We start from the raw sequence: 6,870 nt of genomic DNA on the forward strand, positions 1-6,870 counted from the left end.
GGTTGGCATGGCGGCCTCCTTTCTGCCTTGTTTGTACTGCGCGCTGCGGCGGCCGTATGTCGGACAAGCTTGTCAGCGGGTAAGTGCATGTAGGGCTGTCGAGGTTGATGTAGCAGCGGTTTGCCGCAGCGTCCCGTTCGTTCATATGTCGTTTTGTTTTTTGAAGTTCAAGACCCAAGGAGTTTCAGCATGAGTCCATCCACCAGCAAATCCAAAAAGCGCGCCAGCAAGAAGCCTTCGCCAGAAAAGCGCTCGGTCGCGGAGGTGGTAGCTGCGCAGCAGCGCATCCAGCAAGCGCAAACCCGCAATGATGCCCGGGACAAGGCGGCCAAGGCGTCCCCAAAAACCAAGCGCAGCAAAGACGGTACAAGCAGCAAGAAGACGGCACCCGGCCCCGGCCACGCCGTGCCCACGCCGCCGATGTCCGGCAAGAAGCTGGCCAAACCCGGGCATGAGAAGGCGCTGGATCTGCAGCCGCTCTACCTGGCAGACAACTACCGGGGCAGCGGCAAGCTCGAGGGCAAGACGGCGGTGATCACCGGCGGCGACTCGGGCATTGGCCGGGCGGTGGCCGTGCTGTTTGCCCGCGAGGGCGCGAATGTGGCGATCCTCTACCTCAATGAGCACGACGATGCGAAAGAAACCTGCCGCCTGATCGAGGACGAGGGCCAGCAGAGCCTGGCAATCTCCGGCAATGTGCAGGACCCGCAGTTTTGCGACAAGGCCGTCAAGCAGGTGCTGAAAAAATTTGGCGCGCTCAATGTGCTGGTCAACAATGCCGCGTTCCAGCAGCATGCGGCCGATATTGAGGACCTGAACACCGAGCGGCTGGACGAGACCTTTCGCACCAATATCTTTGGCTACTTCCACATGGTCAAGGCCGCCATTCCGTACCTGCAGCGGGGCGATGCGATTGTGAACACCGGCTCGGTCACCGGCCTGCGCGGCAGCAAGCAATTGCTGGACTACTCTGCGACCAAGGGCGCCATCCATGCGTTTACCAAAGCGCTGGCGCAGAACCTGATGGAGCACGGCATTCGGGTGAATGCGGTGGCCCCGGGCCCGGTCTGGACGCCGCTGAACCCGGCCGATAAAAACCCCGAGGACCTGCGCAAGTTTGGCGCTGACACGCAAATGGGCCGGCCCGCGCAGCCCGAGGAGCTGGCCCCCGCCTATGTGTTTTTGGCCTCGCAGGCCTGCTCCAGCTATATCTCCGGCATTGTGTTGCCGGTGACGGGGAGCGTCGGCGAATCCTGAACGAAGGCTTGCGGATGCAGCGCTTTACCTCGATCTCAGCGGATGGGGTTGAAATGATAATGAGAATGCATTATCATTTCTGCTTCTGTTCCCGTTTTGGAGAAGCTCTGCCATGCAAGTCCTGTCCTCGCTCAAAGAAGCCAAGAAGCGCCACCGTGATTGCCAGGTGGTCAAGCGCCGTGGCCGCATCTATGTGATCTGCAAGTCGAACCCGCGCTTCAAGGCGCGCCAGGGCGGGGCTAAGAACAAGCACAAGGGTTGAGTGGGGTGGGCTGATCGGCCCACAACCGACTCTAGCGGGTGCTGTCAGTCCCGCTTGGCTTCCTCGGCCTGGCGGGCTTTGTCGGCCAGGATGTCGAACTCCTTGCGCAGCGCATCCAGCTCGTCTTCGTCCAGCTCTTCGAGCGAGAGCATGCGGTTGCGGGCCGGTTCGATCGCGCGGATGAGCTCATCGAGCTTGATCTGCATGGCCTCGGTGTCGCTGTTCTGGGTGGGCTGGATCAGGAACACCATCAGGAAGGTGATGATGGTGGTGCCGGTGTTGATCACCAGCTGCCAGGTGTCGTTGAAGCCAAAGACCGGGCCACTGAGGGCCCAGAGCACGATGACCGCGAGGGCGCCGACAAAGCAGACGGGGTGGCCGCTGAACTTGGCAACCGAGCGGGCGATTTTGTTGAAAGGGGAATGGTGGGTCTTCACAGGGACTCCTTCGTTCAGGGATGGGGTCCAGCATAGAAGCAAGGGGAGCGGCCAGGGTGCCGCTGCAGATCAAGTGGCTGTAGGAGGGTGGCGGCATTCCTGCTGCAGCCATTCGCCAAAGCGCTGGTAGCTTTCCATATCGCTGCGCCAGGTGGGGGCGCAGAGGTAGTAGCCCAGTGGGCTTTCAAAGCGCTGGCCAAAGGGCTCCACCAGCTTGTGCGATGCCAGCGACTCCTGCAGCAGGCAACTGGGGACCAAGGCAACGCCCAGGCCGCCAATGGCCGCCTGGATGATGAGGGTGAAGAGGTTGAAGCCCGGGCCGATGCGTGCGCCTTCATAGGGGCCGGCATAGGCGGTGAACCAGTCGTCCCAGGAGGTGGGCAGCTCGATATGCTGCAGCAGGCTGCACTGCTTGAGGTCGTTGAAGTGCGCAATCGGGTGCTGCTGCAGGTAGCTGGGTGAGCAGACGATGCTGGTCTCGCGCCCGATCAGGTACTGGGCATCGGCAATCGGCCAGTCGCCGTAGCCGTACTGGATGGAGGCATCGAAGCCATCGCCGGTCTCGGCGCTATCGGTGGTGCTGTAGCGCACAAAGTGGATGGCGATGTGCGGGTTGCGGACGCGAAAGCTCTCCAGCCGGGGAAACAGCCAGTTGGCGGCAAAGGTGGGCGCAACCGACAGGCTGAGCAGATGGGCGTTCTGCGCGGTGGAGATGACCTGGGTGGTGGCGCGTTCGAGCGATTCCATCGCCGGGCGCACGAGTTTGAGGTAGTTCTCGCCAATATGGGTCAGCGCCAAGCCATGGCTGCGGCGCATGAACAGCGGGTGGCCCAGGTAGGCCTCCAGGCCCGCAATGTGGCGGCTGATGGCGCTTTGCGTGACGAACAGCTCCTTGGCGGCCTTGGAAAACGACAGGTGCTGCGCCGACAGCAAAAAGGCATTCAGCTCGGAGATCGTGGGGCAGCGTCGGCGCATGGGGTATGAGCTCCACTCATGATGGTAGGAAGAATTGGCAGATGCATGACGTCATGTCATTGCCACATATTGTTGCAGCTTGGCTAGAGTTCGGGGCATTAGAGGCAACCATGGCGCTGTGAACGCCACAACCAATTATGCAATCCACCCTGATCCGCAATGCCAAGATTCTGGACACCCGGAATCTCGTATTGACTTCTACTCATACCATTTTGGTGCGCAACGGTCTGATCGAAAAGATCAGTGCCGAAGACTTTGAGGTGCTGGACGCCACCGTCATCGATGCCAAGGGGATGACTTTGATGCCCGGCCTGATCGACTGCCATGTGCACGTGATGGCCTCGGGCTTCAACCTGGGTGCGGTTGCCAATCTGCCCAATGCGCTGGCGCTGCTGCGCGCGCTGCCCATCATGAAGGGCATGATCGACCGGGGCTTTACCTCGGTGCGCGATGCCGGCGGTGCCGACTGGGCGCTGGCCGAAGGCGTGCGTACGCGCCAGGTGGCCGGCCCGCGCTTGTTCTGCGCTGGCAAGGCGCTGTCGCAAACCGGCGGCCATGGTGATTTCCGGGCGCGCAATGACACGCTCGACCCCTGCTCCTGCGCCTACAAGATCGGCAATATCGGCAAGGTGGTCGATGGCGTCGATGCCTGCCGCCTGGCGGTGCGTGAAGAGATCCTGAAGGGCGCCACCCAGATCAAGGTGATGGCCTCGGGCGGCGTCGCCTCGCCCAACGATCCGATCAACAACCTGGGCTTTTCGGTGTCGGAGCTGACCGCCATCGTCGAAGAGGCCCACAATGCGAACACCTATGTGATGGCCCATGCGTATACGCCCCAGGCCATCACCCGTGCCATCGAGTGCGGCGTGCGCACCATCGAGCACGGCAACCTGGTCGATGAGCCCACCGCCAAGCTGATGCAGGAAAAGGGCGCCTACATGGTGCCGACCCTGATCACCTACGAAGGCCTGGCCAACGACGGCGCCAAGTACGGCCTGCCCGACGAGTCGGTGCAAAAGATTGCCAAGGTGCGCACCAACGGCCTCAAGGCGCTGGAAGTGCTGGACGCCGCCGGCGTGAAGATGGGTTTTGGCAGCGATTTGCTGGGCGAGACGCACTACATGCAATCGGACGAGCTGGTGCTGCGCGCCAAGGTGCTGGGCCACGCCAAGGTGGTGCAGCAGGCCACCCTGATCGGCGCCGAGATTCTGAACCACGAAGGCCTGCTGGGCGAAGTGGTGGAGAGTGCCTATGCGGATTTGCTGCTGGTCGACGGCAACCCGCTGGAAGATGTCTCGGTGCTGACCCAGCATGACACGGCGATCAAGCTGATCATGCGCGACGGCTTCATCCACAAGAACGCCTGCTGATGGGCTTTGAGCGAGAACAACAATATGTATAACGCTTCCGAACGTCTGGAGCGGCTGCCTTTCAGCCGCTTCCATTTCACCTTGCTCATCATTGGCGGCCTGGGCCTGGCCTTTGAGGCGCTGGATGCGGGCATCATCGCCTTCATCCTGCCGTCGCTGCGCGAACAATGGGGTTTGACCGGCATTCAGACAGGCTGGATTGCCAGCAGCACCTATGTCGGCTTTCTGGTGGGCGCTCTGCTCTCGGGCATGCTGGGCGACCGCTTTGGCCGCAAGGTCGTGATGATGTGGGCGCTGGTGCTGTTTTGCGTGGCCACCTTCATCAATGCCTTTGCTACCAACTTCCATGAGTTCTACATTCTGCGCATGATTGCCGGTGTGGGCATGGGGGCCGAGGGCGCCATCGTCGCGCCTTACCTGGCCGAGTTTGTCAGCAGCCGCTACCGGGGGCGCTTTACCGGTGCGCTGGCGGGCTTTTTCTCCTTTGGCTTTGTCATGTCGGCGCTGCTGGGGTATTTCATCGTGCCGATGAGCGACGATGGCTGGCGCTGGATCATGGTCATCGCCTCGGTGCCGGTGGTGTTCCTGCTGTGGATGCGCCGCGCGCTGTTCGAGTCGCCCCGTTGGCTCGAAGAAATGGGCCGCCATGAAGAGGCCAGCCGCATCTGCACCGCCATTGAAGAACAGGTCAAGCACAGCAGCGGCAAGCCGCTTCCCGAGCCGGTGAAGATGAGCCTGGCTGCCAAGGCCGCCGACGCTGCCGTGCAAGGCGCCTGGGCCAAGCTGGCTACCTTGGTCAAGCCCCAGTACCTGCAAACCACCTTGGTGGTCTGGGTGTTCTGGATCACGGTGATGTTCTGCTACTACGCCTTCCTGGTCTGGATTCCGAGCCTGTTGGTGGCGCGCGGCTTTGCGGTCACCAAGAGCTTCTCCTTCACCATCCTGATCTACCTGGCGCAGATCCCCGGCTACTACTCGGCTGCCTACCTGAACGACAAGATCGGCCGCAAATACACCATCCTGGCCTATATGCTGGTGTCCTGCCTGGCTGCCCTGGGCCTGGCCTTTGCCGGTGCCGACCAGGAAATCATCCTGCTGAGCATGCTGCTGTCCTTTGGCATGAACGGCGTGATTGCCGGCCAGTACACCTACACCTCGGAGATCTACCCGACCTCCATCCGTGCCACCGGCATGGGAACGGCCTCGGCGCTGGCGCGTATCGGCTCGATTGCCTCGCCCACCATCGTGGGGGCGGCCTACCCGGTGCTGGGCTTTGGCGGCGTGTTTGCGCTGATGACCGGCGTGCTGTTTGTTGGCGGCATGGGCATCTTGCTGTTTGGCAAGAACACCCATGGCGTGTCCCTGGAAGGGATTCAGCAATGAGCACCACCCATGTCCTGGGCCGCCTGGCCCACACCTTGGGCCAGAGCAGCGAGGCCGAGCGCCACTGGGCCGCTATTGCCGAGGCCTGCCAGCAGCTGTTTGGCTACGGCCTGCTGACCGGCCTGGTCTACCTGCAGCAGGAAAAGCTGATGCGCCGCATCTACTCGTCCAACGAGGCCATCAGCCCGCTGGGCGGCTTCAAGGCCACCGGCAAGGGCCCCTGGTCGGGCCGGGTGCTGGACCAGGGCCTGCCCTATATCGGGCGGGATGAGGCCGACATCCGCACCGTGTTTTCCGAAGCCGAGGACCTGGTTGCCCGGGGCCTGCATGCGGTGCTGAACATCCCCGTCTGGTACGGCGGGGAGGTGCTGGGCTCCATCAATATCCTGGGCCCGCGTGGCGCCTACAACGCGGTGCCCGAGGCCCTGATCCACCTGGTGGCCGGTGTTTGCGTGCCGGCCCTGGCCTCGGCCCGCGAGACTGCACGCGAGGCGGCGCGGGGCATTGACAGCACCAGTTTGCAAAGCGTCTGAGCGTCTGGCTTACCAATGCCAGGTGCCCTGGGCCCGCAAGGACAAAGTCCCTGCGGGCTTTTTTGTGGCCTGTGCCCCATGCGTCCCAGCGGCGCGCAACTGGCCTGCGCGCCGCGCACCAGCCTCTACAATCGCCGCCCATGGCTTCTAACAGTTCAGGGTGGTGGTCGTCGCCCGCCGTGCGCATGGGCGTGTCGATCAGCGTGGCCACCGGTTTGTACGGCATCTCTTTTGGCGCACTGGGCGTGGCAGCAGGCCTGTCGGTCTGGCAGACCTGCGCCTTGAGCCTGCTGATGTTTACCGGTGGCTCGCAGTTTGCGTTTGTTGGCGTGGTCGCGGGTGGTGGTGCCGGGGCTGCAGCGCTGGGCGCGGCCAGCCTGCTGGGCGTGCGCAATGCGGTCTACGGCATGCAGATGGCCGCCTTGCTGGGCCCGCGCGGCCTGGCGCGCCTGCTGTCGGCGCAGCTGACGATTGATGAATCTGCGGCCACCGCGCTGGGGCAAACCGACAAAGCCGAGCAAAAGCGCGGTTTCTGGACCGCCGGCGTGGGCGTCTACCTGCTGTGGAACCTGTTCACCGCCGCGGGCGCCTTGCTGGGCAATGCCCTGGGCGACCCGGGGCGCTGGGGCCTGGACGGCGCAGCCGTAGCCGCC

The 6,870-nt window shown here is 63.0% G+C and carries 8 protein-coding genes; 6 read left to right on the top strand and 2 right to left on the bottom strand.

Translation table 11 applies throughout. The features are described 5' to 3' along the window. Positions 1-189: 189 nt before the first annotated feature. Both H928_RS0122645 and ykgO read left to right on the top strand, forming a co-directional pair. Entirely contained in the window at positions 190-1,257 is a 1,068-nt protein-coding gene (locus tag H928_RS0122645) for an SDR family oxidoreductase (protein ID WP_021028543.1), read from the top strand. A 112-nt stretch (positions 1,258-1,369) separates the two neighbouring features. Further along, positions 1,370-1,519 (top strand): type B 50S ribosomal protein L36, encoded by a 150-nt coding sequence (ykgO, locus tag H928_RS0122650; RefSeq protein WP_021028544.1) that lies wholly within the window; start codon positions 1,370-1,372, stop codon positions 1,517-1,519. 44 nt (positions 1,520-1,563) lie between these two features. Here ykgO and H928_RS0122655 read toward each other — a convergent pair whose 3' ends face one another. After that, positions 1,564-1,956 carry a low affinity iron permease family protein gene (locus H928_RS0122655; RefSeq protein WP_021028545.1) on the bottom strand — a complete coding sequence of 131 codons (393 nt, stop codon included), beginning with the start codon at positions 1,954-1,956 and terminating at the stop codon, positions 1,564-1,566. Between the two features lie 69 nt (positions 1,957-2,025). Further along, positions 2,026-2,931 (bottom strand): LysR substrate-binding domain-containing protein, encoded by a 906-nt coding sequence (locus H928_RS29410; protein WP_021028546.1) that lies wholly within the window; start codon positions 2,929-2,931, stop codon positions 2,026-2,028. 137 nt (positions 2,932-3,068) lie between these two features. Here H928_RS29410 and H928_RS0122665 point away from each other — a divergent pair, with 137 nt between their 5' ends. The 4 genes from H928_RS0122665 to H928_RS29415 all read left to right on the top strand — a co-directional run. Next, entirely contained in the window at positions 3,069-4,301 is a 1,233-nt protein-coding gene (locus H928_RS0122665) for an amidohydrolase family protein (RefSeq protein WP_021028547.1), read from the top strand. Between the two features lie 24 nt (positions 4,302-4,325). Beyond that, complete coding sequence (locus H928_RS0122670) at positions 4,326-5,684, top strand: MFS transporter (protein WP_027011290.1); 1,359 nt, start codon at positions 4,326-4,328, stop codon at positions 5,682-5,684. Continuing rightward, positions 5,681-6,217 carry a GAF domain-containing protein gene (locus H928_RS0122675; RefSeq protein ID WP_021028549.1) on the top strand — a complete coding sequence of 179 codons (537 nt, stop codon included), beginning with the start codon at positions 5,681-5,683 and terminating at the stop codon, positions 6,215-6,217. The genes H928_RS0122670 and H928_RS0122675 overlap by 4 nt, the downstream gene beginning before the upstream one ends. Positions 6,218-6,357: 140 nt before the next feature. Then, positions 6,358-6,870: AzlC family ABC transporter permease (locus H928_RS29415; protein WP_043341648.1), on the top strand; the 513-nt coding region annotated here is incomplete at its 3' end.

The sequence above is a fragment of the Comamonas sp. B-9 genome (assembly GCF_000410635.1).
Lineage (GTDB): Bacteria > Pseudomonadota > Gammaproteobacteria > Burkholderiales > Burkholderiaceae_C > Comamonas.